The organism is Thauera sedimentorum (genome assembly GCF_014489115.1).
GTDB lineage: Bacteria > Pseudomonadota > Gammaproteobacteria > Burkholderiales > Rhodocyclaceae > Pseudothauera > Pseudothauera sedimentorum.
The window spans coordinates 2000641-2025927 of sequence record NZ_JACTAH010000001.1; the positions used below are offsets into that span (position 1 = coordinate 2000641).

The 25287-nt window shown below is 66.0% G+C and carries 25 protein-coding genes and 1 tRNA gene; 1 reads left to right on the top strand and 25 read right to left on the bottom strand.

Annotated elements, in window-relative coordinates; translation table 11 throughout:
• Positions 1–2: 2 nt before the first annotated feature.
• From IAI53_RS09145 to IAI53_RS09155, 3 genes are read right to left on the bottom strand one after another with little or no spacing between them, the layout of a single operon-like run.
• Positions 3–566, bottom strand: coding sequence for an NADH-quinone oxidoreductase subunit B family protein (locus IAI53_RS09145; protein WP_187717784.1), 564 nt, complete (start codon positions 564–566; stop codon positions 3–5).
• Positions 566–1270: a 2Fe-2S iron-sulfur cluster-binding protein gene (locus IAI53_RS09150; protein ID WP_187717785.1), complete on the bottom strand. Its 705-nt coding sequence runs from the start codon at positions 1268–1270 to the stop codon at positions 566–568. Before IAI53_RS09150 ends, IAI53_RS09145 begins: the two co-directional genes overlap by 1 nt.
• On the bottom strand, positions 1267–3072 hold the full coding sequence (locus IAI53_RS09155) for an NAD(P)H-dependent oxidoreductase subunit E (protein ID WP_187717786.1): 1806 nt from the start codon (positions 3070–3072) through the stop codon (positions 1267–1269). The genes IAI53_RS09150 and IAI53_RS09155 overlap by 4 nt, the downstream gene beginning before the upstream one ends.
• Before the next feature lie 353 nt (positions 3073–3425).
• Between IAI53_RS09155 and IAI53_RS09160 the strand changes: the two genes are divergently transcribed.
• A complete protein-coding gene (locus IAI53_RS09160; protein WP_187717787.1) occupies positions 3426–6290 on the top strand; it encodes an adenosylcobalamin-dependent ribonucleoside-diphosphate reductase in 2865 nt (954 codons plus the stop codon).
• Positions 6291–6394: 104 nt separating this feature from the next.
• Here the strand turns inward: IAI53_RS09160 and IAI53_RS09165 are convergent, their stop codons facing one another.
• The 22 genes from IAI53_RS09165 to IAI53_RS09270 all read right to left on the bottom strand — a co-directional run bounded on the left by IAI53_RS09165 (position 6395) and on the right by IAI53_RS09270 (position 25156).
• Entirely contained in the window at positions 6395–7066 is a 672-nt protein-coding gene (locus tag IAI53_RS09165) for a class I SAM-dependent methyltransferase (protein WP_225433201.1), read from the bottom strand.
• An 8-nt stretch (positions 7067–7074) separates the two neighbouring features.
• Positions 7075–7515: an HIT family protein gene (locus tag IAI53_RS09170; protein ID WP_187717788.1), complete on the bottom strand. Its 441-nt coding sequence runs from the start codon at positions 7513–7515 to the stop codon at positions 7075–7077.
• Positions 7516–7602: 87 nt separating this feature from the next.
• Positions 7603–8160, bottom strand: coding sequence for an NUDIX domain-containing protein (locus tag IAI53_RS09175; RefSeq protein WP_187717789.1), 558 nt, complete (start codon positions 8158–8160; stop codon positions 7603–7605).
• Positions 8157–8489: a DUF2818 family protein gene (locus tag IAI53_RS09180; RefSeq protein ID WP_187717790.1), complete on the bottom strand. Its 333-nt coding sequence runs from the start codon at positions 8487–8489 to the stop codon at positions 8157–8159. Before IAI53_RS09180 ends, IAI53_RS09175 begins: the two co-directional genes overlap by 4 nt.
• Before the next feature lie 28 nt (positions 8490–8517).
• Positions 8518–9987: an NADH-quinone oxidoreductase subunit NuoN gene (gene nuoN / locus IAI53_RS09185; RefSeq protein ID WP_187717791.1), complete on the bottom strand. Its 1470-nt coding sequence runs from the start codon at positions 9985–9987 to the stop codon at positions 8518–8520.
• Between the two features lie 37 nt (positions 9988–10024).
• Positions 10025–11506, bottom strand: coding sequence for an NADH-quinone oxidoreductase subunit M (locus IAI53_RS09190; RefSeq protein WP_187717792.1), 1482 nt, complete (start codon positions 11504–11506; stop codon positions 10025–10027).
• A gap of 70 nt (positions 11507–11576) precedes the next feature.
• Entirely contained in the window at positions 11577–13592 is a 2016-nt protein-coding gene (gene nuoL / locus IAI53_RS09195) for an NADH-quinone oxidoreductase subunit L (protein WP_187717793.1), read from the bottom strand.
• A 12-nt stretch (positions 13593–13604) separates the two neighbouring features.
• On the bottom strand, positions 13605–13910 hold the full coding sequence (gene nuoK / locus IAI53_RS09200) for an NADH-quinone oxidoreductase subunit NuoK (RefSeq protein WP_187717794.1): 306 nt from the start codon (positions 13908–13910) through the stop codon (positions 13605–13607).
• 4 nt (positions 13911–13914) lie between these two features.
• Positions 13915–14517 carry an NADH-quinone oxidoreductase subunit J gene (locus tag IAI53_RS09205; RefSeq protein WP_187717795.1) on the bottom strand — a complete coding sequence of 201 codons (603 nt, stop codon included), beginning with the start codon at positions 14515–14517 and terminating at the stop codon, positions 13915–13917.
• Between the two features lie 40 nt (positions 14518–14557).
• The gene (gene nuoI / locus IAI53_RS09210; RefSeq protein WP_187717796.1) at positions 14558–15043 is read right to left on the bottom strand and encodes an NADH-quinone oxidoreductase subunit NuoI; all 486 of its coding nucleotides are present in this window, start codon (positions 15041–15043) and stop codon (positions 14558–14560) included.
• A gap of 11 nt (positions 15044–15054) precedes the next feature.
• Positions 15055–16104 (bottom strand): NADH-quinone oxidoreductase subunit NuoH, encoded by a 1050-nt coding sequence (nuoH, locus tag IAI53_RS09215; RefSeq protein ID WP_187717797.1) that lies wholly within the window; start codon positions 16102–16104, stop codon positions 15055–15057.
• Entirely contained in the window at positions 16104–18443 is a 2340-nt protein-coding gene (gene nuoG / locus IAI53_RS09220; RefSeq protein WP_187717798.1) for an NADH-quinone oxidoreductase subunit NuoG, read from the bottom strand. Before nuoG ends, nuoH begins: the two co-directional genes overlap by 1 nt.
• Complete coding sequence (gene nuoF / locus IAI53_RS09225; RefSeq protein ID WP_187718011.1) at positions 18437–19741, bottom strand: NADH-quinone oxidoreductase subunit NuoF; 1305 nt, start codon at positions 19739–19741, stop codon at positions 18437–18439. Before nuoF ends, nuoG begins: the two co-directional genes overlap by 7 nt.
• Positions 19742–19752: 11 nt before the next feature.
• On the bottom strand, positions 19753–20232 hold the full coding sequence (gene nuoE, locus IAI53_RS09230; RefSeq protein ID WP_187717799.1) for an NADH-quinone oxidoreductase subunit NuoE: 480 nt from the start codon (positions 20230–20232) through the stop codon (positions 19753–19755).
• Positions 20233–20314: 82 nt separating this feature from the next.
• Positions 20315–21568 (bottom strand): NADH-quinone oxidoreductase subunit D, encoded by a 1254-nt coding sequence (locus IAI53_RS09235; RefSeq protein WP_187717800.1) that lies wholly within the window; start codon positions 21566–21568, stop codon positions 20315–20317.
• Positions 21561–22166 carry an NADH-quinone oxidoreductase subunit C gene (locus IAI53_RS09240; RefSeq protein ID WP_187717801.1) on the bottom strand — a complete coding sequence of 202 codons (606 nt, stop codon included), beginning with the start codon at positions 22164–22166 and terminating at the stop codon, positions 21561–21563. Before IAI53_RS09240 ends, IAI53_RS09235 begins: the two co-directional genes overlap by 8 nt.
• Positions 22167–22182: 16 nt before the next feature.
• Complete coding sequence (locus IAI53_RS09245) at positions 22183–22659, bottom strand: NuoB/complex I 20 kDa subunit family protein (protein ID WP_107493445.1); 477 nt, start codon at positions 22657–22659, stop codon at positions 22183–22185.
• Positions 22660–22662: 3 nt separating this feature from the next.
• A complete protein-coding gene (gene ndhC, locus IAI53_RS09250) occupies positions 22663–23037 on the bottom strand; it encodes an NADH-quinone oxidoreductase subunit A (RefSeq protein WP_187717802.1) in 375 nt (124 codons plus the stop codon).
• A gap of 89 nt (positions 23038–23126) precedes the next feature.
• Positions 23127–23211 (bottom strand) — tRNA-Leu (locus IAI53_RS09255).
• 63 nt (positions 23212–23274) lie between these two features.
• Positions 23275–23637: a preprotein translocase subunit SecG gene (gene secG / locus IAI53_RS09260; RefSeq protein WP_187717803.1), complete on the bottom strand. Its 363-nt coding sequence runs from the start codon at positions 23635–23637 to the stop codon at positions 23275–23277.
• 21 nt (positions 23638–23658) lie between these two features.
• On the bottom strand, positions 23659–24414 hold the full coding sequence (gene tpiA / locus IAI53_RS09265) for a triose-phosphate isomerase (protein WP_187717804.1): 756 nt from the start codon (positions 24412–24414) through the stop codon (positions 23659–23661).
• A gap of 151 nt (positions 24415–24565) precedes the next feature.
• A complete protein-coding gene (locus tag IAI53_RS09270; protein WP_187717805.1) occupies positions 24566–25156 on the bottom strand; it encodes an NAD(P)H-dependent oxidoreductase in 591 nt (196 codons plus the stop codon).
• Positions 25157–25287: the final 131 nt, after the last annotated feature.

Genomic DNA, 25287 nt, shown 5'->3' on the forward strand with positions numbered 1-25287 from the left:
TCTCAGTCGTAATGCATCAGGTCGTAAGGCAGGCGCGGGGTGCGCCCGGCGATCAGGTCGGTGAGGAACTTCCACAGCGCCTCGCCCGGGGGCGGGCAGCCGGGCACGAAGTAATCCACCCGCACCACCTCGTGGATGGGGCGCACCTTGTCGAGCAGCAGCGGCAGTTCCGGGTCGTCCGGGATCTGCGGCGCGGCCAGCCCCTCGCGGAACTGGTAGACCTGCTGCAGGCAGGCGCCCAGCTCCAGGTGGTTGCGCTGCGCCGGCAGGCCGCCATTGACCGCGCAGGCCCCCACCGCCACCAGGATCTTGCAGTTGCGACGGAATTCGCGCAGCACATGGACGTTCTCCGCATTGCACACCCCGCCCTCGATCAGGCCGATGTCGCAGGGGCCGCAGTGCTTCACGTCGGTGAGCGGCGAGCGGTCGAAGTCCACCAGCTGGGCCAGCTCGAAGAGGTGCTCGTCGATGTCGAGCAGCGACATGTGGCAGCCGAAGCAGCCGGCCAGCGAAGTGGTGGCGATGCGCAGCCGCGGGCGGCGGGCATCGGACTCGGCGGCATCCATCACTTGTCCTCCTGCATGGCGACTACGTGGATGGGCTGCGCGTCGTACTTGCGCGCGCCGATGGGCTGGGCGAAGCCGACCCGCTTCCTGAGGATCACGCCCACCGGGCAGATGCTGGCGGCCAGGTCGTTGGCAGCGAAGTCGGTATCGCCCAGGCGGCCGGATTCGGCATTCACCACCAGGTGCTTGTGGATGCCGCGCTCGGTGAGCGCGAACACATTCTTGTGGTCGACATCGCGCGAGGCGCGCACGCACAGCTCGCAGAAGATGCAGCGGTTGAAGTCGAGCAGCACCTCGGGGTGGGAGGCATCCACCGGGCGGTCGGGGAAGAAGTGGTTGAAGCGCGGGGTGAGCATCTCCAGGTCGTAGGCCAGGGCCTGCAGCTGACAGTTGCCGCTCTTCTCGCAGGAGGGACAGAAGTGATTGCCCTCGACGAACAGCATCTGCAGCAGCGCGCGGCGCTCGCCGTTGATCTCCGGGGTGTTGCTCTCCACCTCCATGCCTTCCTTGGCCGGCATGGCACAGGAGGACACGTGCCGCCCGGCCACCTTGACGATGCACAGCTTGCACGAGCCGTGCGGCGGGAAGTCCGGGTGCCAGCACAGGTGCGGAATGTAGTGCCCGGCCGCGCGCGCGGCCTGCAGGATGGTCTGGCCGTCGGTGAAGGGCACCGGCTGGCCGTCGAACAGGAAGGTGCCGCTCATCGGGAGGTCTCCTGCGCGGTGTCGAGGTGGGCGCCGGGGTCGTCGCGCCCGGTGGCCTGACGCGCCGGGGCGAGCGCGGCGTCGAGGTCGAAGGCCGGCTCGAAGTCCAGGTTCTTCAAGCGCCGCTCGTAGGCCGGACGGAACTTCAGCAGGGTGTCGAGCACCGGGTTCGGCGCGCTGGAACCCAGGCCGCAGTGGCTGGCGTTCTTCAGCAGGCGGTCTATCCATTCGATGTCGGCCAGATCCATCTTGGCACCGTGGCCGGCGGCGAGCTTGTCCATGTAGCCCTCCAGCAGCGAGGTGCCGACCCGGCACGGGGTGCAGAAGCCGCAGCTCTCGTGGGCGAAGAAATGCACGAAGTTGCGCGCCACCGCGAACATGTCGCGGCTGGAGTCGAACACCATGAAGGCGCCGGCAGTGGGTACGTCCTCGAAGGCGATGCGGCGGTGGAACTCGTAGCCCGCCAGGGTCACCCCGGAGGCGCCGCCCACCTGCACCGCCTGCACGTCGGAGGCGCCGCAGTCTTCCAGCACGCGCTCCACCGACACGCCGAAGGGGTACTCGTAGATGCCGGGATAGGCGCAGTCGCCGGAGATCGACAGCAGCTTGGTGCCGGTCGATTGCGCGGTGCCGGTGGCGGCGAAGGCCGCGCCGCCGTGCAGCGCGATCAAGGTGGTCTTGGCCAGGGTCTCGACGTTGTTCACCACGGTCGGCCGCCCCAGGTAGCCGTGGGTCACCGGGAAGGGCGGGCGGATGCGCGGGGTGCCGCGCCTGCCTTCCAGGGATTCGAGCAGCGCGGTTTCCTCGCCGCACACATAGGCGCCGGCACCCAGGTGGATGTCGATATCGAAGTCGAAGCCGGCCTCGCCCAGGATGCCCTGCCCCAGCAGCCCGGCGGTGCGGCGGCGCGCCAGCGTCTCGCGCAGGCCGTCGAGCAGGTAGCGGTACTCGCCGCGCAGGTAGAGCAAGCCCTGCCGCGCGCCGACCGCCCAGGCCGCCAGGGTCATGCCCTCGAACACCGGATCGGCGAAGGAGGCCAGCAGCACGCGGTCCTTGAAGGTGCCCGGTTCGCCCTCGTCGGCATTGCACACCACCACCTTGTCGGCACCGGCCGCATCGCGGCAGGCCATCCACTTCACCGCGGTGGTGAAACCCGCGCCGCCCCGCCCGCGCAGGTTGGACAGGCGCATCTGCTCCAGCCAGCCCTCACGGCCGCGGGCGATGGCCGCGGCCAGCGCCTCGCCCGGCTGCTGGCTGGGTCCGAGCAGTGCGTCGCGCCGGCGGATGTTGTCGTTCACGTGGAAGAGTTCCGCCGGCCAGGCGTCGAGCGGCCGCTTGCGACGGATCAGTTCGGCGATCTGATTGACCCGCGCGTGGTCCAAACGGGTGAGCGGCCGGCCATTGACCAGCAAGGCCGGCCCCTGGTCGCACATGCCGGTACAGGAGGTAGTGGCCACGCTGACCAGGCCGTCTTCCGAGAGCTTGCCCGGTTCCACCCACAGCTTGCCGCACAGCGCCTCCATCAAGGCCGGGGCGCCGAGCATGCGGTCGGTAATGTTGTCGGAGAACAGCACCCGGTAGCGTCCCATCGGGCGGGTGTGCAGGAAGCTGTAGAAACCCGCCACGCCTTCCACGCGGGCGCGCGGCAGGTCGAGCTGCGCGGCGATGGCGGTGAGCAGGGGCGGCGGCAACCAGCCAACGCGGTCCTGTGCGTCGATCAGTACCTGCAGCAGCCGGGTGCGGTCCCGGCGATGTCGCAGGCAGATCTCCTCCGCCACGCGAACGGGGTCGTGCTGGCTCACTGGACTACCTCCTGTTACGGCCCGGCCTCCCGCCCGGCATGCTGGCGGATGTCCCGGCGAACGGCTCGGCGGACGCTTTCGCCGGAGTGTTCCGGCGACTTGCGCGCCTCAGATTATAGGCCCGGCGTATGCCTTTCCGCCGATGTTTCCGGCATTTTCGCCAGTGTTCACAAGGGTTTTTGCACTGCAAAACAGCCGAAACAAAGCTACTAGATGTAGTAGTAAATAAGACCTTGACACACGAAGTGTTTTGTTAAGTCTTTGTTTTTGCTGTTTTTTATTTTTTTGCACATCGGAACATTTGGCGCTATGCTTCAGGCCATTCCACCACCCATCACAACGGACACAACCACATGAGCGCTACCACCCACACCCGGGCGGGCGGCAAGGCCGATGCCTCTACGCTCGCTCCGCAAGAGATTTCCGGCGAAGTGCTGGTCGAAAAATACGCCAAGGGCGAGGAGACGACGATCACCGAGGTGCGCCGCCGCGTGGCGCGCGCACTGGCCGCGGTCGAGACCGAGGACAAGCGCGCCTACTGGGAGGCCAAGTTCCTCGACGCCCAGGAAAAAGGCTTCGTGCCCGCCGGGCGCATCAACAGCGCCGCCGGCACCAACCTGCAGGCCACGCTGATCAACTGCTTCGTCCAGCCGGTGGGCGACTCGGTCACCGAGGCGGTCGACGGCCGCCCGGGCATCTACACCGCGCTGGCGCAGGCCGCCGAGACCATGCGCCGCGGTGGCGGCGTGGGTTACGACTTTTCCTCCATCCGCCCGAAGGGTGCGCTGGTCAAGGGCACGCATTCGAATGCCTCCGGCCCGGTGTCCTACATGCGGGTGTTCGACCGCTCCTGCGAGACGGTGGAATCGGCCGGCGCGCGCCGCGGCGCGCAGATGGGCGTGCTGCGCTGCGACCACCCGGACATCGAGGAATTCATCCACGCCAAGGACCACGGCGACCTCACCAACTTCAACATCTCGGTGGGCGTCACCGACATCTTCATGCAGGCGGTGGAGGCCGACGGCGACGTCGAGCTGCTGCACAAGGCCGAACCGGCCGAGGAACTGAAGGAAGCCGGCGCCTACCAGCGCGACGACGGCCTGTGGGTGTACCGCAAGGTGCGCGCGCGCGAGCTGTGGGACCAGGTCATGCGCTCGACCTACGACCACGCCGAGCCGGGCATCCTGTTCCTCGACCGCATGAACGCGGACAACAACCTGTACTACTGCGAGACCATCGAGGCCACCAACCCGTGCGCCGAACAGCCGCTGCCGCCCTATGGCTGCTGCTGCCTGGGCTCGATCAACCTCACCCTGTTCGTCAAGAACCCGTTCTCCGAGCAGGCCGAGTTCGACTACCCGGCCTTCGGCAAGGTGGTCGACACCTCGATCCGCATGCTCGACAACGTGCTCGACGTCACCCACTGGCCGCTCGAGCAGCAGTCCAAGGAAGCGGCCTCCAAGCGCCGCGTGGGCCTCGGCTTCACCGGCCTGGGCGACACCCTGATCATGCTGGCCAAGCGCTACGACACCCCGGAAGCGCGTGAGGAAGCGCGCAAGATCTCCGAGTACATGCGCAACCGCGCCTACCTGGCCTCGGTCGAACTGGCCCGCGAGCGCGGCGCCTTCCCGCTGTTCAACGCCGACATGTACCTGTCCGGCGGCAACTTCGCCTCGCGCCTGCCGGCCGACGTGAAGGACAAGATCCGCAAGCACGGCATCCGCAACTCCCACCTGCTGTCGATCGCGCCCACCGGCACGATTTCTCTGGCCTTCGCCGACAACGCCTCCAACGGCATCGAACCGCCCTTCTCCTACACCTACACCCGGCGCAAGCGCATGGCCGACGGCACCTTCAAGGAGTACGCGGTCGAGGACTACGCCTGGCGCTTGTACCGCCACACCGGCGGCAACGTCGAGAAGCTGCCGCCCTACTTCGTCACCGCGCTGGAGATCTCCGCGCAGGCGCACAAGGACATGGTGGCGGTGGTCGCCCCCTATGTGGACACCTCCATCTCCAAGACGGTGAACGTGCCCGAGGACTACCCCTACGCCGAGTTCGAGGACCTCTACCTCACCGCCTGGAAGGCCGGCCTGAAGGGCCTGGCCACCTACCGGCCCAACTCGGTGCTGGGCTCTGTGCTCTCGGTCACCCCGACCGCCGAGCAGAAACAGCCGCACGACGTGGAGATCGCCGACGCCAACAAGCGCCTCTCCATCAAGAGCCTGCCCGCCCCGGTGCTCTCCAGCCTGCGCTGGCCGGGCCGCCCGGAGATGCCGGACGGCAACATGGCATGGACCTACATGCTCGCCACGCCGAGCGGCGACTTCGCCCTCTTCGTCGGCCAATTCGGCACCAACGGCGGCACCTTCCCCTTCGAAGTGTGGGTGAACGGCGCCGACCAGCCGCGCGGCCTGGGCGCGGTGGCCAAGACCCTGTCGATGGACATGCGCGCCAACGACCGCGGCTGGCTCAAGCTCAAGCTCGACACCCTGGCCCGCACCGTGGGCGAGAAATCCTTCGAGATGCCCTTCCCGCCGCACGGCGAGAAGAAGCTGATGCCCGGCGCGGTGTCGGCCTTCGCCCAGGTGGTGCGCTACCGCTGCGAGCAGCTCGGCAGCTTCGACACCGAGGAAGCCAGCCCGGTGCTGGAGACCCTGTTCAGCCTGGAAGAGCCCAAGACCGGCACCGACGGCACGCTGTCCTGGACGGTGGACATCTACAACCCGGCCACCGGCGAAGACTTCGTCCTCGGCCTGAAGGAGATCACCCTGCCCGACGGCGTCACCCGCCCGTACTCGGTGTGGCTCTCCGGCAACTACCCGCGCGCGCTCGACGGCCTCACGCGCATCCTGTCGCTCGATATGCGCGTCATGGACCCGGCGTGGATCGGCATGAAGCTGCGCAAGCTGCTCGACTACCCGGAGCCGCTGGGCGACTTCATGGCCTTCATCCCGGGCACCAGGCGCCAGCAGAACTACCCCAGCACCGTGGCCTACATCGCCCAGCTGATGATCCACCGCTATGCGATGCTCGGCGTGCTCGACGAGAAGGGCTACCCGACCCGCGAGATGGGCATCCTGGAGTCGCCGCGCGACGACAGCGAGCCCCAGCTGATGCAGGGCGCGCTGTGCTCCGAGTGCGGCAACCACACGGTGATCCGCAAGGACGGCTGCGATTTCTGCACGGCCTGCGGCGCGGTGGGCACCTGCGGCTGATAGTCGCCGGTCGCTGAAGGGATGAAGGGCCGCGTGCGCCATGCACGCGGCCCTTTTCGCATGGGAGATCGCTGTAGGAGCGGGCTTGCCCGCGATCAACACGCTCACATCGGCCGGCGCAGCAGCGCCACGTCCTTCGCCGGCACGTCCAGCGTGAAGCCCAGATGCGCGGCCAGCCAGGCGAAGCTGGCTTCGCGATAGAACACCACGTGCGTCGGGTCGCGCCGGTAGTGCCAGTTGGCGAAGCGCGCGTCGTCGGTCTGGAAGCAGGTCATCACCGCGAGCCAGCCGCCGGGGCGCAAGAGGCCGGCCAGACGCGCGAACTCGGTGGCCGGATCGTGGAAATGCTCGGCGACCTCGGTGCAGGTAACGAAGTCGTAGCGCCGCTCCAGCAGCTCGGCCTGCGGACGGTAGTAAGGGTCGTAGCAGGCGACGCGGTGGCCGCCCTCCTCCAGCAGCGCGGCAAGCGCCGGCGCCGGGCCGCAGCCGTAGTCCAGGCCCTCGCTGCCCGCGGGCAGGCGCGCCATCAGCGGGTCCGCAAGACGCGCGAGAAAACGCCGGTAGCCGGGATCGTCGGTCGCATTGCGGTGGGTGTCGTAGAAGGCGCGCTCGGCGGCCAGCGCCAGGCGCTGCGCGGGATCGAGGTAGCTGACCGCGCAGATCTCGCAGCGCAGGTAATCCTGACCCCCCACCGACGCCAGCGCGCGCACCGCGCCGCCGCCGCACAGCGGACAGGCGTGCCGGCTCGACGCCACCGCCTGAGCATCACCGGCCAAGGCGCGACCTAGGCGAGCGCCGCGCGGATGCGCTCGGCGTAGCCCTGCAGCACCTCGAAGGCGGGATCCTTGCGCGGCCACGACAGCGCGATGCCGTCGTCGCCGTGCCGCGGCACGACGTGCATGTGGAAGTGGAACACCGTCTGGTCGCCCTCGCGGCCATTGGCCTGCAGCAGGGTGAGCCCGCGCGGGTCGAAGGCCTCGCGTACTGCCAGCGCAACCCGTCGTGCGCTGCGCATCGCCGCGGCGGCCTCCTCGTCGGTGAGATCGAACAGGGTCGCGGCATGACGCTTGACCGCGACCAGCACGTGCCCAGGATTGCACTGGCCGATGTCCATGAAGGCGACGGTGAGCTCGTCCTCATAGACGCGCGCGGAGGGGATCTCGCCCGCGATCAGGCGACAGAAGATGCACTGGCCCGGGGGCGAGTTGTCGACAAACATTGGCATGGGGGTCTCCGTCCTTGTTGCCGGGGGGCGGATGCCGCCGCCCGCATCTGCCGAGTGTATCAGCGCCCGGGCGCAGGAGTGCGCGGCTCAGCCGCGCAGCAGGGGCAGCGCGCGGAACAGCGCGGCGATGGTCTTGCCGTCGGTGATGCGGCCGTCGTGCACCGCGGCTTCGGCCTCATCCGGTGAGAGCGTCAGGAGTTCGAGGAACTCGCCCTCGTCGAGCGCATTGCCCACATGCCGCAGCTCGCGGGCCAGGAAGAGTTCGATCCGCTCGTCGGCGTAGCCGATGCACGGGTGCATCACGCCCAGGTGCCGCCAGTCGGCGGCCTCGTAGCCGGCCTCCTCACGCAGTTCGCGGATCGCGCAGGCGAGGATGTCCTCGCCCGGGTCGATCTTGCCTGCAGGCACCTCGACGAAGGCCCGGCGCAGCGGGTAGCGGTACTGGCGCTCGAAGATCAGCCCGCCGTCGGGCAGCACCGCGACGATGGCCACCGCACCGGGGTGGCGGACGTACTCGCGTACGCCCTCCTTGCCGTCCGGCAGACCCACCGTGTCGCGGCGCACCTTGAGCAGGCAGCCGTCGAACACCATTTCGGAGGTCAGTTCGACCTCCTCCAGCGGGTCGCGTTGCCCGCGGTCGCTCATGCCTGCGCCGCGGCGTCACGGCGCTTGGCGCCGTGCCAGAGATAGCGATAGACGAAACCGGGGAAGGCGAACACCACGAAGAGGCTCAGCGTGGTGGCGTAGAACTCCCAGTTCTGCGGATAGGCGCCGCCGTGACCGCGCGTCTCGAGCACCTGGGCCAGCAACCCGACCGCCACATACAGCAGCAGCAGTTCGAGCAGGCGCCAGGCGAAGCCCTTGCTGCCGCCCGCCGGACGCAGGACGAAGAGGATGCGTTCGAACAGGAACGGCAGGTTGGCGGCCACGAAGGCCAGTGCGAGAAGAATGTAGATGCCTGCGTCCTGGCTCATGGAAACGCCTCGTCCCGGCGGCGGCCGCTCAGACCAGCGAGGCCAGCAGGGCGATGCCGCACAGGTACATCAGCCCCTGCGGCATCAGGCCGAGCGCGGCGATCGACAGGCCATTCACCGACAGCAGCACGCGCACGTCGGCCGGGGCGTGGATGGGCGCGGTATCGACCGGCTCGTCGAAGTACATCACCTTGACCACGCGCAGGTAGTAGAAGGCGCCGATCACCGACATGAGCACCGCCAGCACCGCAAGCCAGATGTAGCCGGCGGCAACCACCGACTGCAGCACCGCGAGCTTGGCGAAGAAGCCGATGAAGAACGGGATGCCGGCCATCGAGAACATGATGATCATCATCATCGCCGCGAACCACGGGCTGCGCTTGTTGAGACCCTTGAAGTCCTCGATGTTCTCCGCCTCGAAGCCGGCGCGCGACAGCAGCAGCACCATGCCGAAGGAGGCCAGGCTCATGATCACGTAGGACACCGCGTAGAACATCGCCGAGCTGTAGGCGCCGAAGGCGTAGTGGCGGTCGCCGTCGACCACGCCGGCGAGCAGACCCAGCAGCATGAAGCCCATGTGCGAGATGCCCGAGTAGGCCAGCATGCGCTTGATGTTGGTCTGCGCGATCGCCGCCAGGTTGCCGAGGATGATCGACAGCACGGCGAGGAACATCAGCATCGCCTGCCACTGCTCCACCAGCTCGAACAGGCCGAACACCAGCAGGCGCATGGCCATCGCGAAGGCGGCCAGCTTGGGCGCGGTGGCGATCAGCAGGGTGACGGCAGTGGGCGCGCCCTGATAGACGTCGGGCACCCACATGTGGAACGGCACCACGCCCAGCTTGAAGGCGATGCCGGCGACCAGGAAGACCAGGCCGAACAGCAGCACGGTACGGTTGGCCGACTGGTAGTAGAGCGCTTCATGCACGCTGCCGAAGTCCAGCGAGCCGGTCGCGCCGTACACCATCGACATGCCGTAGAGCAGCAGGCCGGAGGCCAGCGCGCCAAGCACGAAGTACTTCATCGCCGCCTCGGTTGAACGCGCCGAGTCGCGGTCGAAGGCGACCATCGCGTAGAGCGCCAGCGACATCATCTCCAGGCCTATGTACAGCGTGAGCATGTGGTTGGCGGTAATCATCACCATCATGCCCAGGGTCATCAGCACCGCCAGCAGGTAGTACTCCGGGCGGTCCATCTTGCGGTCGGCCAGGTAGCCGCGGCTGTAGAGCAGCGCGATGGCCACCGAGAAATACACCAGCAGCTTGAGGAAGTCGCCGAACAGGTCGCTGACGAACATGCCGCTGAAGGTGTAGTTCACCTCGCCGGTCATCGTGAAGATGGTAATGAAGGCCGCGCCGAGCAAGGTGGCCTGGCTCATCGCATAGGCAAGCCAGCGCACGCTGCGGGCGAAGGCGCCTGCAAGCATGATCACGAGGGCCATGACGGCGACGAAGATCTCGGCCGCTGCGGGGTAGAAGTCGGGGACTACGAAATTCATCTTCTGACCGGTCCGTATTAGGTATTCGCCTGCTCGCTCAGAGCTTGCTCACGGCAACGTGCCGCAGGAGTTCATCGACCGAGGCATGCATCACCTCGGTGAACGGGAAGGGATAGAGGCCCATCGCCAGCACGCAGATGGCAAGGACCGCGAGGAAGGCGAACTCCCGCGCATTGAGGTCTTCGAGCTCGGCGACATGGTCGTTGGCGACGTCGCCGAACATCACCCGCTTGTACATCCACAGCGTGTAGGCGGCGCCGAGGATCAGGGTGGTGGCGGCCAGGAAGGCCACCCAGAAGTTGAAGTCCACCGCGCCGAGCACGACCATGAACTCGCCGACGAAGCCGCTGGTGCCCGGCAGGCCGGCGTTGGCCATGGCGAACAGCATGAAGAAGGCGGCGAACTTGGGCATCTTGTTCACCACGCCGCCGTAGTCGGCGATGTTGCGCGAGTGCATGCGGTCGTAGAGCACGCCGATGCACAGGAACATGGCGCCCGACACGAAACCGTGGGAGATCATCTGAACCAGCGCGCCTTCGATGCCCAGCTGGTTGAACATGAAGAAGCCCAGGGTGACGAAACCCATGTGGGCGATCGACGAATAGGCCACCAGCTTCTTCATGTCGGTCTGCACCAGGGCGACGAAGCCGATGTACACCACCGCCACCAGCGACAGCGCGATGATCAGCGAGGCGTACTCATTGGCTGCGTCCGGCACGATGGGCAGCGAGAAGCGCAGGAAACCGTAGGCACCCAGCTTCAGGGCGATCGCCGCCAGCACCACCGAACCGCCGGTGGGTGCCTCGACGTGGGCGTCCGGCAGCCAGGTATGCACCGGCCACATCGGCACCTTGACCGCGAAGGCGACCAGGAAGGCGAAGAAGATCAGGGTCTGCGCGCCCATCGGGATCGGCAGCTGGTGCCAGTCGAGGATCGCGAAGCTGCCGCCGGCCTGCATGAACAGGTAGAGCAGCGCGACCAGCATCAGCAGGGAACCCGCCAGGGTGTAGAGGAAGAACTTGATCGCCGCATACACCCGGTTGGCGCCGCCCCAGATGCCGATCACCAGGTAGAGCGGGATCAGCGAGGCTTCGAAGAACACGTAGAACAGCACGCCGTCGAGCGCGGAGAAGATGCCGTTCATCAGGCCGGACATGATCAGGAAGGCGGCCATGTACTGCGCGACCTTCTCGCGGATCACCTCCCAGCCGGCGACCACCACGATGATGGTGATGAAGGCGTTGAGCAGCACGAACAGCACCGAGATGCCATCGACACCCAGGTGGTAGTTGATGTTGAACGGGCGGATCCACGGCGAGATCTCGACAAACTGCATCGCAGCAGTCGTGGTGTCGAAGCCGGTGTAGAGCGGGATGGTCACCGCGAACCCGGCCACTGCAGTCAGCAGGGCCAGGGCGCGCGCCAGCGGCGCGTTGCGATCCGAGCCGGTGGCGAGCACCAGCAAACCTCCGAGGATCGGAATCCAGATCGCGAGGCTGAGGAGAGGCATACCCGTCATCGTTACTTTCCGTTCAGTGCGTCGCCGCGGTGGCGCCTTTGTCGTTATTCAAGATCCGTCGGTCCCGCGCTCAGCCGCGGTTGAACCAGAAGGTGAGCAGCACGAATACGCCGATGATCATCGCGAAGGCGTACTGGTAGATATGGCCGGTCTGGAACAGGCGGCTGGCCTGCGCCACCCAGCCCACCAGCTTGGCGGTGCCATTGACCGCGGCGCCGTCGATCAGCGCCTGGTCGCCACCCTTCCACAGGCCGCGGCCCAGCAGGCGCGAGCCGGCGGCGAAGAACACCTCGTTGAAGCGGTCGAAGTAGTACTTGTTCTCCAGCAGGGTGTGCAGCGGACGGAAGGTGCGCTGGATGGCGGCCGGGATGTCCGGGCGCTTCATGTAGAAGAACCAGGCCGTGGCCACGCCACCCATCGCCAGCCAGAACGGTGCGGTCTGCAGGCCGTGGATGGCCATGCCCACCGGGCCGTGGAAGCTGGCCGCCAGCTCGGACAGGCCGACGTGGTTGTCGCCGACGAAGATCACATCCTTGAACCACTCGCCGAACAGCATCGGCTCGATGGTGAAGAAGCCGATCAGCACCGAGGGGATGGCCAGCAGGACCAGCGGCACGGTAACCACCCAGGGCGACTCGTGCGGCTTCTGCCCCGGCGCGAGGCCGTGGTGGTGGTCCTCGGACGGTTCCTCGTCGTCGTGGTCGCCATGGTGATCGTGGTGGTTCTTGCCGAAGCGCTCCTCACCGTGGAACACCAGGAAGTACATGCGGAAGGAGTAGAAGGCGGTGATGAAAACGCCCGCCAGCACGCAGAACAGCGCATAGCCCGCACCCGGGATGTTGGCCGCGTGCACCGCCTCGATGATGGAATCCTTGGAGTAGAAGCCGGCGAAGAACGGGAAGCCGATCAGCGCCAGGGAACCGAGCAGCGAGGTGAACCAGGTCACCGGCATGTACTTCCACAGGCCGCCCATGTTGCGCATGTCCTGATCGTGGTGCATGCCGATGATCACCGAGCCGGCGCCGAGGAACAGCAGGGCCTTGAAGAAGGCGTGCGTCATCAGGTGGAACACCGCCGCCGAGTAGGCCGACACGCCCAGCGCCACGGTCATGTAGCCGAGCTGGGACAGCGTCGAGTAGGCCACCACGCGCTTGATGTCGTTCTGCACGATGCCGAGGAAGCCCATGAACAGCGCGGTGGTCGCGCCGATCACCAGCACGAAGGACAGCGCCGCGTCGGACAGTTCGAAGAGCGGCGACATGCGCGCCACCATGAAGATGCCCGCGGTCACCATGGTCGCCGCGTGGATCAGCGCGGAGATCGGGGTCGGGCCTTCCATCGAGTCGGGCAGCCACACATGCAGCGGCACCTGGGCGGACTTGCCCATCGCGCCGATGAACAGACAGATGCAGATCGCGGTGATCAGCGGCCAGCCGGTCACGGCCATGTCCTGCGAAGCCAGGCTGTCGGCCATCGCGAACACTTCGGCGTAGTTCAGGCTGCCGGTGTAGGCGGCGATCAGGCCGATGCCGAGCAGGAAGCCGAAGTCGCCCACGCGGTTGACCAGGAAGGCCTTGAGGTTGGCGTAGATCGCGGTCGGGCGCTTGTACCAGAAGCCGATCAGCAGGTAGGACACCAGGCCCACCGCCTCCCAGCCGAAGAACAGCTGGAGAAAGTTGTTCGACATCACCAGCATCAGCATGGAGAAGGTGAACAGCGAGATGTAGCTGAAGAAGCGCTGGTAACCCGGGTCGTCGTGCATGTAGCCGATGGTGTAGAGGTGCACCATCAGCGACACGAAGGTGACGACCAGCATCATCATCACGGTCAGCGAGTCGATCAGGAAGCCGACCTCGAAGGTGATGCCGCCGGCCTGCATCCAGGTGTAGATCGTGCCGTTGAAGGTGTTGCCGGCCGCGACGTCCTGGTAGATCAGCACCGAGGCGCCGAGCGCCACCGCCACCCCGAGGATGGTGACGATGTGCGCGCCGGTGCGGCCGATGGCCTTGCCGAACAGGCCGGCGAGGATGGCGCCGGCCAGCGGTGCCAGGGGCACCAGGAGATAGAGCATTTGCATGTCGGTCATTGCGCCGCGTCCTTAACCCTTGAGGCTGTCCAGATCATCCACGTGGATGGTGCGCAGATTGCGGAACAGCACCACCAGGATCGCCAGGCCGATGGCCGATTCGGCCGCGGCGACGGTAAGGATGAAGAAAACGAACACCTGTCCCGCGAGATCGCCGAGGTAGTGCGAGAAGGCCACGAAGTTCATGTTCACCGCGAGCAGCATCAGCTCGATGGCCATCAACAGCACGATCAGGTTCTTGCGGTTGAGGAAGATGCCGACCACGCCGATGGCGAACAGGATCGCGCCGAGGATGAGGTAATGGGAAAGCGAAAGCATGTTCTTATTCCTTCTCCGCCGGCATCTTCACCAGTTCGACCCGGCCTTCGCGCTTCACCGAGACCTGCTCGTCCGGATTGATGTACTTGAGGCCCTTGCGCTTGCGCAGGGTCAGCGTGACCGCGGCGATCATCGCCACCAGCAGCACCAGCGAGGCGAGTTCGAAGGGATAGACGTACTCGGTGTAGAGCACCATGCCCAGTTCGCGGGTGTTGCTGTAGCCCTCGGCGGCGGCCGGCGGGTTGGGCATGGCGTCCAGGCCGAAGTAGCGTCCGCCCAGCACGATGGCCATTTCCACCACCAGCAGCACGCCGATCAGCGCGCCCACCGGCAGGTAGCTCCAGAAGCCCTGGCGCAGCCGGTCGAGGTTGATGTCGAGCATCATCACCACGAAGAGGAACAGCACCATCACCGCGCCGACGTACACCATGACAAGCACGATGGCGAGGAACTCGGCCTGCAGCAGCAGCCAGATGCCGCCCGCGGTGAAGAAGGCCAGCACCAGGTGGAGCGCCGCGTGCACCGGGTTGCGCGCAGTGATCACGCGCAGCGCGGCGAACACCAGGATCGCGCCGAGAAAGTAGAAGACGAAGGTCTTGAAATCCATGCTCTGTTTTCGCGCACGCACTCAGGCGGGCGCCCTCCCCTTAGCGGTACTTGGCATCCTGCTCGCGGTCGGCGGCGATCTGGGCTTCATGCCTGTCGCCCACCGCCAGCAGCATCTGCTTGGTGTAGTAGAGATCGCCGCGCTGCTCGCCGTGGTACTCGAACACCCGCGTCTCGACGATCGCATCCACCGGACAGGCTTCCTCGCAGAAGCCGCAGAAGATGCACTTGGTCAGGTCGATGTCGTAGCGCGTGGTACGGCGCGAACCGTCGTCACGCTGCTCGGACTCGATGGTGATCGCCATCGCCGGGCAGATGGCCTCGCACAGCTTGCAGGCGATGCAGCGCTCTTCCCCGTTCGGGTAGCGGCGCAAGGCGTGCAGGCCGCGGAAGCGGTTGCTCTGAGGCGTCTTCTCCTCAGGGAATTGAATGGTGATCTTGCGGGCGAACAGATGCCGCCCGGTGAGCTGCATGCCCTTGAGCAGTTCCTTGAGGAACAGACTGCCGATGAAATCCTTGGCACCCATGGTCTTTCCTATCACCTCCAGATCGACAGCGGGGACATCATCCACACCGCCACGACGAACACCCACACCAGGGTGACGGGAATGAACACCTTCCAGCCCAGACGCATGATGTGGTCGTAGCGGAAGCGCGGGAACGTGGCCCGTGCCCACAGGAAGATGAACAGGATGGCGGCGGTCTTGAGCGCCAGCCAGTGGAAGCCGTCGGGCAGGAAGCCGACCGGCGACAGCCAGCCGCCGAGGAACAGGACCGAGGTCAGGATGGAGACCAGGATCATGTTGGCGTACTCGGCCAGGAAGAACAGCGCGAAGCTCATCCCGGAATACTCGACCATGTGGCCGGCGACCACCTCGGCTTCACCTTCGACCACGTCGAACGGTGCGCGGTTGGTTTCGGCGATGCCCGAGATCACGAACACCACGAACATCGGCAGCAGCGGCAGCCAGTTCCACGACAGGAAGGACAGGCCCATGTCGTGGAAGTGTCCGGCGCCCTGGGAGGTGACGATGTCGGTGAGGTTGAGGCTGGACGAGATCAGCAGCACGCAGATCAGCGCGAAACCCATCGACACCTCGTAGGACACCATCTGCGCGGCGGCACGCATCGAACCCAGGAAGGGGTACTTGGAGTTGGACGCCCAGCCGGCGACGATCACGCCATACACTTCCATCGAGGTGACCGCGAGCAGGAACAGCAGGCCGGCATTGACGTTGGCCAGCACCAGGCCTTCGTCGAAGGGCACCACCGCCCAGGCCACCAGCGAGGGCGCGATGGCCAGGATGGGACCGATGATGAACAGGCCCTTGTTGGCGCTGCCCGGGACGATGATCTCCTTGAACAGCAGCTTCATGCCGTCGGCGATCGGCTGCAGCAGGCCAAGCGGGCCGACGCGGTTGGGGCCGATACGCACCTGCATGTAGCCGATCACCTTGCGCTCGGCGAGCGTCAGGTAGGCCACGCAGATCATCAGCGGCGCGATGATGGCGACGATCTTCGCCAGGGTCCATACCAGCGGCCAGGTCGGGCCGAAGAACTGCGCCACCGGTTCCAGCAATGCTTCCATCAGATACGCTCCACGCTGATTTCGCCGCTCATCGCGCCCAGGGTCGCGGTGTCAGGATGCGCCGCGGCCACCCGTACGCAACCATCGGCGAGCTTGTCGTCGGCGACGATGCTCAGTTCGGCACCGGCATTGCCCTGCACCAGGCGCACGCGCTCGCCGCCGGCCAGGCCGAGCGCGGCTAGGGTAGCGGGACTGACGCGGGCCAGCGGCGCCGCGGCGTCGCGGGTGCGCTGCAGTGCCGGGGCACGGCGCACCAGCGGATCGGCGAAGTGGATGGGCACGTCGGCCACACGCTCCAGCGCACCGGCCGGCGCCTGCGGCGAAGACAGCGCGATGCCTTCGACACGGTTGTCCAGTCGCGCGGCGGTGTCGCCGGGCAGCGCGTCGGCGCGTACCGCCTCGGAGTCGTTGTAGTCGAAACCGGGCAGCTCGAGCAGGTTGCCGAGCACGCGCAGCACCTTCCACGCCGGGCGGGTGTCACCCTGCGGGCGGGCCACCGCGTTGAAGCTCTGGGCACGGCCTTCGCAGTTCACGAAGGTGCCGGAGGTTTCCGCGAACGGCGCGACCGGCAGCATCACGTCGGCCACCTGGCGCAGGCTGGCGGACTGGAAGGCGGACAGCGCCACCACCAGCTGGGCGTTGCCGAGCGCGGCCATGGCGGCGGCCGGGTCGGCGAAGTCCAGATCCGGCTCCGCACCCAAAAGCACGTAGGCCTTGAGCGGCTGCTCAATCATGCCGCGGGCGTTCAGGCCGTCGGCCGAGGGCAGCGCGGCAGCCAGATAACCGCCCACGCTGTTGGCCGCCTCGCCGATCACCCCGGCGCGGCCGTCGGTCAGACGGGCGATCTCGTTGGCCAGCAGCTGCAGTTCCGCGGCACGCTGGTCCTGCACCGCGAGGTTGCCCAGCCACACCGCGACCTTGCGGCCGGACGCCAGGCTGGCGGCGATGTCGCGCGCCTCGGCGGAAATTTCCTGGGGCAGTGCGCCGGCCAGGCGCTCGTCGGCGGCCACGCCCTTCTCGGCCGCCAGCGCGGCGACGATCTGGCCCAGCATGCCAACCATGGCGGACGGTGCGACCAGCGCGCGATGACGCACCGGCAGCAGCCACTCCTCGGCGTTCGGGCCGACCACGCTGACGTGCAGGCCGCGCTTGGCCGCCTGGCGCACGCGCTGGGCGAGCAATGGGTTGTCCTTGCGCAGGAAGCTGCCGACCACCAGCAGGCGGTTCAGCTCGCCCACTTCTGCGAGCTTCATGCCCAGCCACGGGGCGCCGGCACGGTTTGCGTCGGCGCGGAAGTCGGACTGGCGCAGGCGGAAGTCGACATTGCCCGAGCCCAGCCCGCGGACCAGCTTCTGCAGCAGGTAGAGTTCTTCGACCGTGGAATGCGGCGAGGCCAGCGCGCCAATCGCGGAGGCGCCGCAGTCGCGGGCAGTGCCGCGCAGCCCGTTGGCGACGAACTCGATCGCCGCCTGCCAGTCGACCGCCTTCCACTCGCCGCCCTGCTTGATCATCGGCTGGGTCAGGCGCTCTTCGCTGCCGAGGCCTTCGTAGGAGAAGCGGTCCTTGTCGGACAGCCAGCACTCGTTGACTTCTTCGTTCTCCAGCGGCAGCACGCGCTTGACCACGTCATGCTTGGTCTGCACGATCAGGTTGGCGCCGAGGGAATCGTGCGGGCTCACCGAGCGGCGGCGCGACATTTCCCAGGTACGGGCGGAGAAACGGAAGGGCTTGGAGGTCAGCGCGCCGACCGGGCACAGGTCGATGATGTTGCCGGAGAGTTCGGAATCGACCGTCTTCTCGATGAAGGGCATGATCTCCGCGTGCTCGCCGCGGAAGGCCTGGCCCAGTTCCATCTCGCCGGCGATTTCGCTGGTGAAGCGCACGCAGCGGGTGCAGTTGATGCACCGGGTCATGTCGGTCGAGACCAGCGGCCCGAGGTTCTTGTTGAACACCACGCGCTTCTCTTCCTGGTAGCGCGAGGCGCTGGCGCCGTAGCCCACCGCCAGATCCTGCAACTGGCATTCGCCGCCCTGATCGCAGATCGGGCAGTCCAGCGGGTGGTTGATCAGCAGGAACTCCATCACCCCGGCCTGCGCCTTCACGGCGGCCTCGGAGTGGGTCCACACCTTCATGCCGGCGGTCACCGGCGTGGCACAGGCGGGCAGCGGCTTGGGCGCCTTCTCCACCTGCACCAGGCACATGCGGCAGCTGGCGGCGATGGAGAGCTTCTTGTGGTAGCAGAAGTGGGGAATGTAGACGCCGGCCTGGTTGGCGGCATCCATCACGGTGCTGCCGTCCTGTACCGACAGCTGCTTGCCGTCGATTTCGATCTCTAGCATGAGGGGCTCACGTAGATGTTGCTGCCGGCGTACTGCACTTCGGGCGGCACGAGGCACTTCTTGTTTTCGATGTGGTACATGAACTCGTCGCCGAAGTGCTTGACGAAGCTCTGCACCGGCATCGAGGCGGCGTCACCCAGGGCGCAGATGGTGCGGCCCATGATGTTGCCGGTGACCGAGTTCAGCAGGTCGAGGTCGTCCGGGCGGCCGAGGCCGTGCTCGATGCGATGCACCACGCGGTACAGCCAGCCGGTGCCCTCGCGGCAGGGCGTGCACTGGCCGCAGGACTCCTCGAAGTAGAAATAGGACAGGCGCTCAAGGGCCTTCACCATGCAGGTGGTTTCGTCCATGACGATGACCGCGCCGGAACCGAGCATCGACCCCGCCTTGGAGATCGAGTCGTAGTCCATGGTGCAGTCCATCATCACTTCGGCCGGCACCACCGGGGCGGACGAGCCGCCGGGGATCACCGCCTTGAGCTTGCGCCCGGCGCGCATGCCGCCGGCCATTTCCAGCAACTCGGCGAAGGGCGTGCCCAGCGGCACCTCGTAGTTGCCCGGACGATTGACGTGGCCCGACACCGAGAACAGCTTCATGCCGCCGTTGTTGGGCTTGCCGAGGTTGAGGAACTGTTCGCCGCCCATGTTCATGATGAAGGGCACGGAGGCGAAGGTCTCGGTGTTGTTGATCGTGGTCGGCTTGCCGTACAGGCCGTAGCTCGCCGGGAACGGCGGCTTGAAGCGCGGCTGGCCCTTCTTGCCCTCGATCGACTCGAGCAGCGCGGTTTCCTCGCCGCAGATGTAGGCGCCGTAGCCGTGGTGCGCGAAGAGCTCGAAGCTGAAGTCGGAGCCGAGGATGTTCTGGCCGATCAGGTTGGCCTCGCGGGCTTCGGCGAGCGCCTCTTCGAAGCGCTGGTAGATCTCGAAGATCTCGCCGTGGATGTAGTTGTAGCCGCGCGCCGCGCCCATCGCGTAGGCGGCGATGGCCATGCCTTCGATGACGCTGTGCGGGTTGTAGCGCAGGATGTCGCGGTCCTTGAAGGTGCCCGGTTCGCCCTCGTCCGAATTACAGGCGAGGTACTTGTCGCCCGGGAAGGAGCGCGGCATGAAGCTCCACTTCAGGCCGGTCGGGAAGCCTGCGCCGCCACGACCGCGCAGCACCGAGGTCTTCAGCTCGGCGATGATCTGGTCCTGCGGGATCTTCTCGGCGACGATCTTCTTGAGCGCCGAGTAGCCGCCGCGGGCGAGGTAGTCCTGGAGCCGCCAGGTGCGGTCGCCGTCACAGCCGGCGAGGATCATTCCTTGCGTGCTCATTTGCCATCCAGTTCGGCCAGCATCTGGTCGATCTTTTCGCGGGTCATCCAGCTGCACATGTGATGGTTGTTGTGCAGCAGCACCGGGGCGTCGCCACAGGCGCCCATGCACTCGCCTTCCTTGAGCGTGAACTTGCCGTCCGCGGTGGTCTCGTTGAAGTCGATGCCGAGCTTCTCCTTGAGGTACTCGGCCACATGCATCCCGCCCGACAGCGCACAGGGCAGGTTGGTGCACACGGTGATCTTGTGGCGGCCGACCGGCTCGAGGTCGTACATGTTGTAGAAGCTCGCCACTTCATACGCGGCGATGGCCGGCATGCCCAGGTAGCTGGCGACGAACTCGATGGTCTCGTTGGCCAGCCAGCCCTTCTCGACCTGGGCGATGCGCAGGGCCGCCATCACGGCGGACTGCTTCTGCTCCGGCGGATACTTGGCGATCTCGCGATCGATCTGTTGGAGTGATTCCTGGCTCAGCATTGCGTACTCGTTTTCCCGTCAGCCTGCCTGTTCTCTGTGTGCTGCGCCGCTGTGGCGGCCGCCCTTCCCTCGCCTGCCCGCGCTAGCGGTCGATCTCGCCGAACACCACGTCCATGGTGCCAATGATCGCCACCACGTCGGCGATCATGTGGCCGCGGGAGATCTCGTCCATCGCCGCCAGGTGCGCAAACCCGGGGGCGCGCAGCTTGAGGCGGTAGGGTTTGTTGGCGCCGTCGGACACCGCATAGACGCCGAACTCGCCCTTGGGATGCTCGATACCGGCATAAACCTCGCCGGCTGGCACGTGCATGCCTTCGGTGAAGAGCTTGAAATGGTGGATCAGCTCTTCCATGTTCGACTTCATCTTTTCGCGCGGCGGCGGGGCGACCTTGTGGTTGTCGGTGATCACCGGCCCCGGGTTCTTGCGCAGCCAGTCGATGCACTGGCGGATGATGCGGTTGGACTGGCGCATCTCTTCCATGCGGCACAGGTAACGGTCGTAGCAGTCGCCGTTCTTGCCCACCGGAATGTCGAAGTCGACCTTGTCGTACACCTCGTAGGGCTGCTTCTTGCGCAGATCCCAGGCGATGCCGGAACCGCGCAGCATGGGGCCGGTGAAACCCCAGGCCAGCGCCTGCTCGGGCGACACCACACCGATGCCGACGGTACGCTGCTTCCAGATGCGGTTGTCGGTCAGCAGGGTCTCGTACTCGTCGCAGTAGCGCGGGAAGCGCTCGGTGAAGTCTTCCAGGAAGTCGAGCAGCGAACCCTGGCGCGAGGCGTTGAGTTCGCGTACGGTCTTCTCGTTCTTGAAGCGGTTCACCTCGTACTGCGGCATGCGGTCCGGCAGGTCGCGATAGACGCCGCCCGGCCGGTAGTAGGCCGCATGCATGCGCGCGCCGGAGACCGCCTCATAGACGTCCATCAGGTCTTCGCGCTCGCGGAAGGTGTACAGCACCATGGTCATCGCGCCGATGTCGAGCGCGTGGGTGCCGATGTTCAGCAGGTGATTCAGGATGCGGGTAACTTCGTCGAACATCACCCGGATGTACTGGGCGCGCTCGGGCACCTGCACGCCCAGCAGGCGCTCGATGGCCATGCAGTAGGCGTGCTCGTTGCACATCATGGAGACGTAGTCGAGACGGTCCATGTAGGGCACGGACTGCACCCAGGTACGGGTCTCGGCGAGCTTCTCGGTGCCGCGGTGCAGCAGGCCGATGTGCGGATCGGCGCGCTCGACGACTTCGCCGTCGAGTTCCAGCACCAGGCGCAGCACGCCGTGGGCCGAGGGGTGCTGCGGGCCGAAGTTGATGGTGTAGTTGCGGATTTCAGCCATGGCCGACGTCCCCGTAGTTCTCTTCGCGCACGATGCGCGGGGTGTTTTCACGCGGCTCGATGGTCACCGGCTGGTACACCACGCGACCGGCTTCCGGGTCGTAGCGCATCTCGACATAACCGGAAACGGGGAAGTCCTTGCGGAAGGGATGACCGACGAAACCGTAGTCGGTGAGAATGCGGCGCAGGTCGGGGTGACCGCTGAACATGATGCCGTAGAGGTCGAAGGCTTCACGCTCGAACCAGTTCGCGCTCGGCCATACGCCGACCAGCGAATCCAGCACCGGGAAACCGTCGTCGTCCGCAAAGGCGCGCAGACGCAGCCGCCAGTTGTGCTTGACCGACAGCAGATGGGTTGCGGCGGCAAAGCGCTTGCCCTGCCGGGTGCCGTTGCCGTAGGTCGAATAATCCAGCCCGGACACGTCGATCAATTGCTCGAAATGCAGATCGGCATGGTCGCGCAGGGTTTGCGCCACCTGGAGATAATCCGCCGCTACCACCTCGATGGTGACTTCTCCGCAATCGATCACCAGCTTCTGCAGCACGTCGCCAAAGACGTCGCGCAGTGTCTGACCCAGTCTTTCCAGCTTGGCACTCATGGACTCTGCCTATCTGTCAGCGCGCAATCGTGTTGGTGCGCTTGATCTTGTTCTGCAACTGGATGATTCCGTACATGAGCGCCTCGGCGGTAGGCGGGCAGCCCGGCACATACACATCCACCGGCACGATGCGGTCGCAACCACGCACGACCGAGTACGAGTAGTGGTAGTAGCCGCCGCCGTTGGCGCACGACCCCATGGAGATCACCCAGCGCGGCTCGGCCATCTGGTCGTATACCTTGCGCAGCGCCGGCGCCATCTTGTTGCACAGCGTGCCGGCGACGATCATCAGGTCGGACTGACGCGGACTCGGACGGAACACCACGCCGAAGCGGTCCAGGTCATAGCGCGAACAACCCGCGTGGATCATCTCCACCGCACAACAGGCCAGACCGAAGGTCATCGGCCACAGCGAGCCGGTGCGCGTCCAGTTGATTACCGCATCAAGCGAGGTGGTGACGAAACCCTCGCGAAAGACGCCCTCGATGCTCATGCATTACTCCCAGTCGAGCGCTCCGTTTTTCCACTCGACGATGTAGCCGATAACCAGCACGGCAAGAAAAACCATGACCGAGCCGAACACGAACCAGGCGTGCTCTCCGGCCACAATGAAATCCTGGAAGACGGTCGCCCACGGAAAGAGGAAGGCGATCTCGAGATCGAAGAGAATAAAGAGGATGGCGATCAGGTAGTAGCGGACATCGAACTTCATGCGGGCGTCTTCAAACGCCTCGAAGCCGCACTCATAAGGCGACAGCTTTTCGCTGTCCGGGCGGTAGGGGGCCACGATGCGGCCCAGCAGGATGGGAACAATGCCGAAACCCAGGCCCACGAGAATGAAGACCAGAACGGGAAAATAATTTTCCAGCATTGCGAAACAACCCCCGTTGAAATGAGTTTATTGTTGTTTTGTACCGCTCTGCATGGAAACGCCCGCTTTAAGCGGGCGCCTCCGAATTCTGGTGCCGACGGTGAGACTCGAACTCACACGGCTTTCGCCACCACCCCCTCAAGATGGCGTGTCTACCAATTTCACCACGTCGGCACGTCTTGTTACAGCACCGGAATTATACGGGTTTTTCCGCGGTGCGCAAACTCTATTTATAGCTTATTTGGGGATGGCCTGCTCGCGCGAATCCGGCGCGGTCTGGTCATTTGCGGGAATCTGCTCGGTAGCCGGCGCGGTCGCCGGCACCGCCCCTTCCATCACGCTCGCGGGCGCCGTCGGCTTGTTGCTCGCCACATAGCTCAGACCCAGGCTGGTGAGGAAGAAAACGGTCGCCAGCACGGCCGTGGTGCGGCTCAGGAAATTGGCCGATCCGGACGAACCGAACAGACTGCCGGACGAACCACTGCCGAATGCGGCGCCCATGTCCGCACCCTTGCCATGCTGCATCAGCACCAGCCCAATCACGGCAAGACCGACAATCACGTGCACCGTGAGGATCATGGAGAAAAGAAAGTTATTCATTACTGACCTTGCAGATATGTTTCACGATTGAGCATTTGCCGCTGCGCGGCAAATCGCCAGAAAATCATTCGCCACCAGGGACGCGCCGCCGATCAGACCACCATCGACATTCTCGACGGCAAACAATTCGGCCGCATTGCCCGGCTTGACGGACCCGCCATAGAGGATCGGCACCAGATCCGCGACCGCGCAGCGCTCACGCAGCCAGCCACGAATCTCACCATGCACCTCGCCCACCTGCCCCGCCGACGCCGAGCGGCCGGTACCGATGGCCCACACCGGCTCATAGGCGAATACCACGCTGCCCAGAACCTCGTCGCCGAGCACCCCGGCAACGGCGTCGAGCTGACGGCGTATCACCGCCATCGTTTCGCCGGACTCCCGCTCGGCCAGGGTTTCGCCGACACACACGATGGGCACCAGCCGCGCCGCCAGTGCAGCCGCCGCCTTGCGCCCGACCGTGGCATCGTCCTCGGCGAACAGCGCACGGCGCTCGGAGTGTCCGACGATCGCGTAGCGACAACCGAACTCGGCGAGCATGCCGGCACTCACCTCGCCGGTGTAGGCGCCTTCGCCGAACTCGCTGACGTCCTGCGCACCCAGCGCGATCGCGGTGCCGTCAAGCCGATCCCGCGCCTGCCCAAGGTAGGGATAGGGCACGCATACGGCGCACGCAACCCCCAGGTCGCCGCCCGAAGCAAGCTCGCCAAGGAGCGCCGCATTGGCGGCGAGGCTGCCATGCATCTTCCAGTTTCCGGCAACGAGTTTGTTCGGCACGCGCAGTTCCACCCGGGTAAAACCTGCGGATTATATGCGCTGCCGTGTCGACCGGCAAACGCCAGCGCCGCCCTTACCCGGCGGCGGACGCAGAGCGCGCACACCCCACAGACGCCCCATCCTGGCGACAGACGGCAGCGGACAAGCCCGCTCAGCGCGCCCCCGCGCCGAGCTCCGCCATGCGCGCCAGCCACTTGCCACGCGCCTCCGGCTTGAGGGCTTCGACCCTGCCTACCAGCGAGCTGCGGACCGGCGCGATGCCCGCAAAGCGCAGGATGTTCGAGCGGAAACTGCGCAGGGAGTGGGCGCCGAAGTACCAGCGGTAAATCAGCGCCGGCATGCCCATGGTCACCACCACGTGCGCCGACTTGCCGCGCAAGCCGCCGCCCTGCCGGTTGCCGTCGGGCTGCTGCGGACCGAAGGCGAAACCGGGTCGCAGGCACTGCTCGAGAAAGCCCTTGAGCACGGCCGGCATGTCGCCCATCCACAGGGGATAAAGGAACACCAAATGGTCAGCCGCCGCCATCCGCGCCTGCACCGCCGCAATGACCGGCGGCGCAACGCCGTGCTCGAAATCCTCCTTGGTACGCAGCAGGGGAAAGTCCAGCATCGCGACTTCCACGCAATCGACCGCATGCCCGCCGCGCTCCGCCCCGACGCGGTAGGCGTCGGCCAGCGCGTGGCAGAAGTGGCTGCCGGCGGGATCGGGATGCCCCTGGACGATCAGGATGCGCCTGCTCATGATGACTCCGCAATCGTGGCGTCCGGCGATTTTACGCCCGCCCTGCAGGCCGAGGTCACCGGGCCGCCGTGTCGCCCCATGCCGGGCCGGGCAGCGCTTGACCTGTCTCCGCTTGCGGTGAATACTTCAAC

Excerpts from the sequence above, each read along its gene's own strand:
- nuoH (WP_187717797.1), bottom strand. The coding sequence starts at position 16,104 with ATGGAAGCATTGCTGGAACCGGTGGCGCAGTTCTTCGGCCCGACCTGG.
- IAI53_RS09175 (WP_187717789.1), bottom strand. The coding sequence starts at position 8,160 with ATGAGCGACCGCGGGCAACGCGACCCGCTGGAGGAGGTCGAACTGACC.
- IAI53_RS09205 (WP_187717795.1), bottom strand. The coding sequence starts at position 14,517 with ATGGATTTCAAGACCTTCGTCTTCTACTTTCTCGGCGCGATCCTGGTG.
- IAI53_RS09245 (WP_107493445.1), bottom strand. The coding sequence starts at position 22,659 with ATGAGCATCGAGGGCGTCTTTCGCGAGGGTTTCGTCACCACCTCGCTT.
- IAI53_RS09170 (WP_187717788.1), bottom strand. The coding sequence starts at position 7,515 with ATGCCAATGTTTGTCGACAACTCGCCCCCGGGCCAGTGCATCTTCTGT.
- nuoL (WP_187717793.1), bottom strand. The coding sequence starts at position 13,592 with ATGACCGACATGCAAATGCTCTATCTCCTGGTGCCCCTGGCACCGCTG.
- IAI53_RS09145 (WP_187717784.1), bottom strand. The coding sequence starts at position 566 with ATGGATGCCGCCGAGTCCGATGCCCGCCGCCCGCGGCTGCGCATCGCC.
- IAI53_RS09235 (WP_187717800.1), bottom strand. The coding sequence starts at position 21,568 with ATGGCTGAAATCCGCAACTACACCATCAACTTCGGCCCGCAGCACCCC.
- secG (WP_187717803.1), bottom strand. The coding sequence starts at position 23,637 with ATGAATAACTTTCTTTTCTCCATGATCCTCACGGTGCACGTGATTGTC.
- IAI53_RS09270 (WP_187717805.1), bottom strand. The coding sequence starts at position 25,156 with ATGAGCAGGCGCATCCTGATCGTCCAGGGGCATCCCGATCCCGCCGGC.
- IAI53_RS09190 (WP_187717792.1), bottom strand. The coding sequence starts at position 11,506 with ATGACGGGTATGCCTCTCCTCAGCCTCGCGATCTGGATTCCGATCCTC.
- nuoG (WP_187717798.1), bottom strand. The coding sequence starts at position 18,443 with ATGCTAGAGATCGAAATCGACGGCAAGCAGCTGTCGGTACAGGACGGC.
- nuoI (WP_187717796.1), bottom strand. The coding sequence starts at position 15,043 with ATGGGTGCCAAGGATTTCATCGGCAGTCTGTTCCTCAAGGAACTGCTC.
- IAI53_RS09160 (WP_187717787.1), top strand. The coding sequence starts at position 3,426 with ATGAGCGCTACCACCCACACCCGGGCGGGCGGCAAGGCCGATGCCTCT.
- IAI53_RS09180 (WP_187717790.1), bottom strand. The coding sequence starts at position 8,489 with ATGAGCCAGGACGCAGGCATCTACATTCTTCTCGCACTGGCCTTCGTG.
- nuoF (WP_187718011.1), bottom strand. The coding sequence starts at position 19,741 with ATGATCCTCGCCGGCTGTGACGGCGACCGCACCTGGCGGCTCCAGGAC.
- IAI53_RS09150 (WP_187717785.1), bottom strand. The coding sequence starts at position 1,270 with ATGAGCGGCACCTTCCTGTTCGACGGCCAGCCGGTGCCCTTCACCGAC.
- IAI53_RS09240 (WP_187717801.1), bottom strand. The coding sequence starts at position 22,166 with ATGAGTGCCAAGCTGGAAAGACTGGGTCAGACACTGCGCGACGTCTTT.
- ndhC (WP_187717802.1), bottom strand. The coding sequence starts at position 23,037 with ATGCTGGAAAATTATTTTCCCGTTCTGGTCTTCATTCTCGTGGGCCTG.
- nuoN (WP_187717791.1), bottom strand. The coding sequence starts at position 9,987 with ATGAATTTCGTAGTCCCCGACTTCTACCCCGCAGCGGCCGAGATCTTC.
- nuoK (WP_187717794.1), bottom strand. The coding sequence starts at position 13,910 with ATGCTTTCGCTTTCCCATTACCTCATCCTCGGCGCGATCCTGTTCGCC.
- nuoE (WP_187717799.1), bottom strand. The coding sequence starts at position 20,232 with ATGCTGAGCCAGGAATCACTCCAACAGATCGATCGCGAGATCGCCAAG.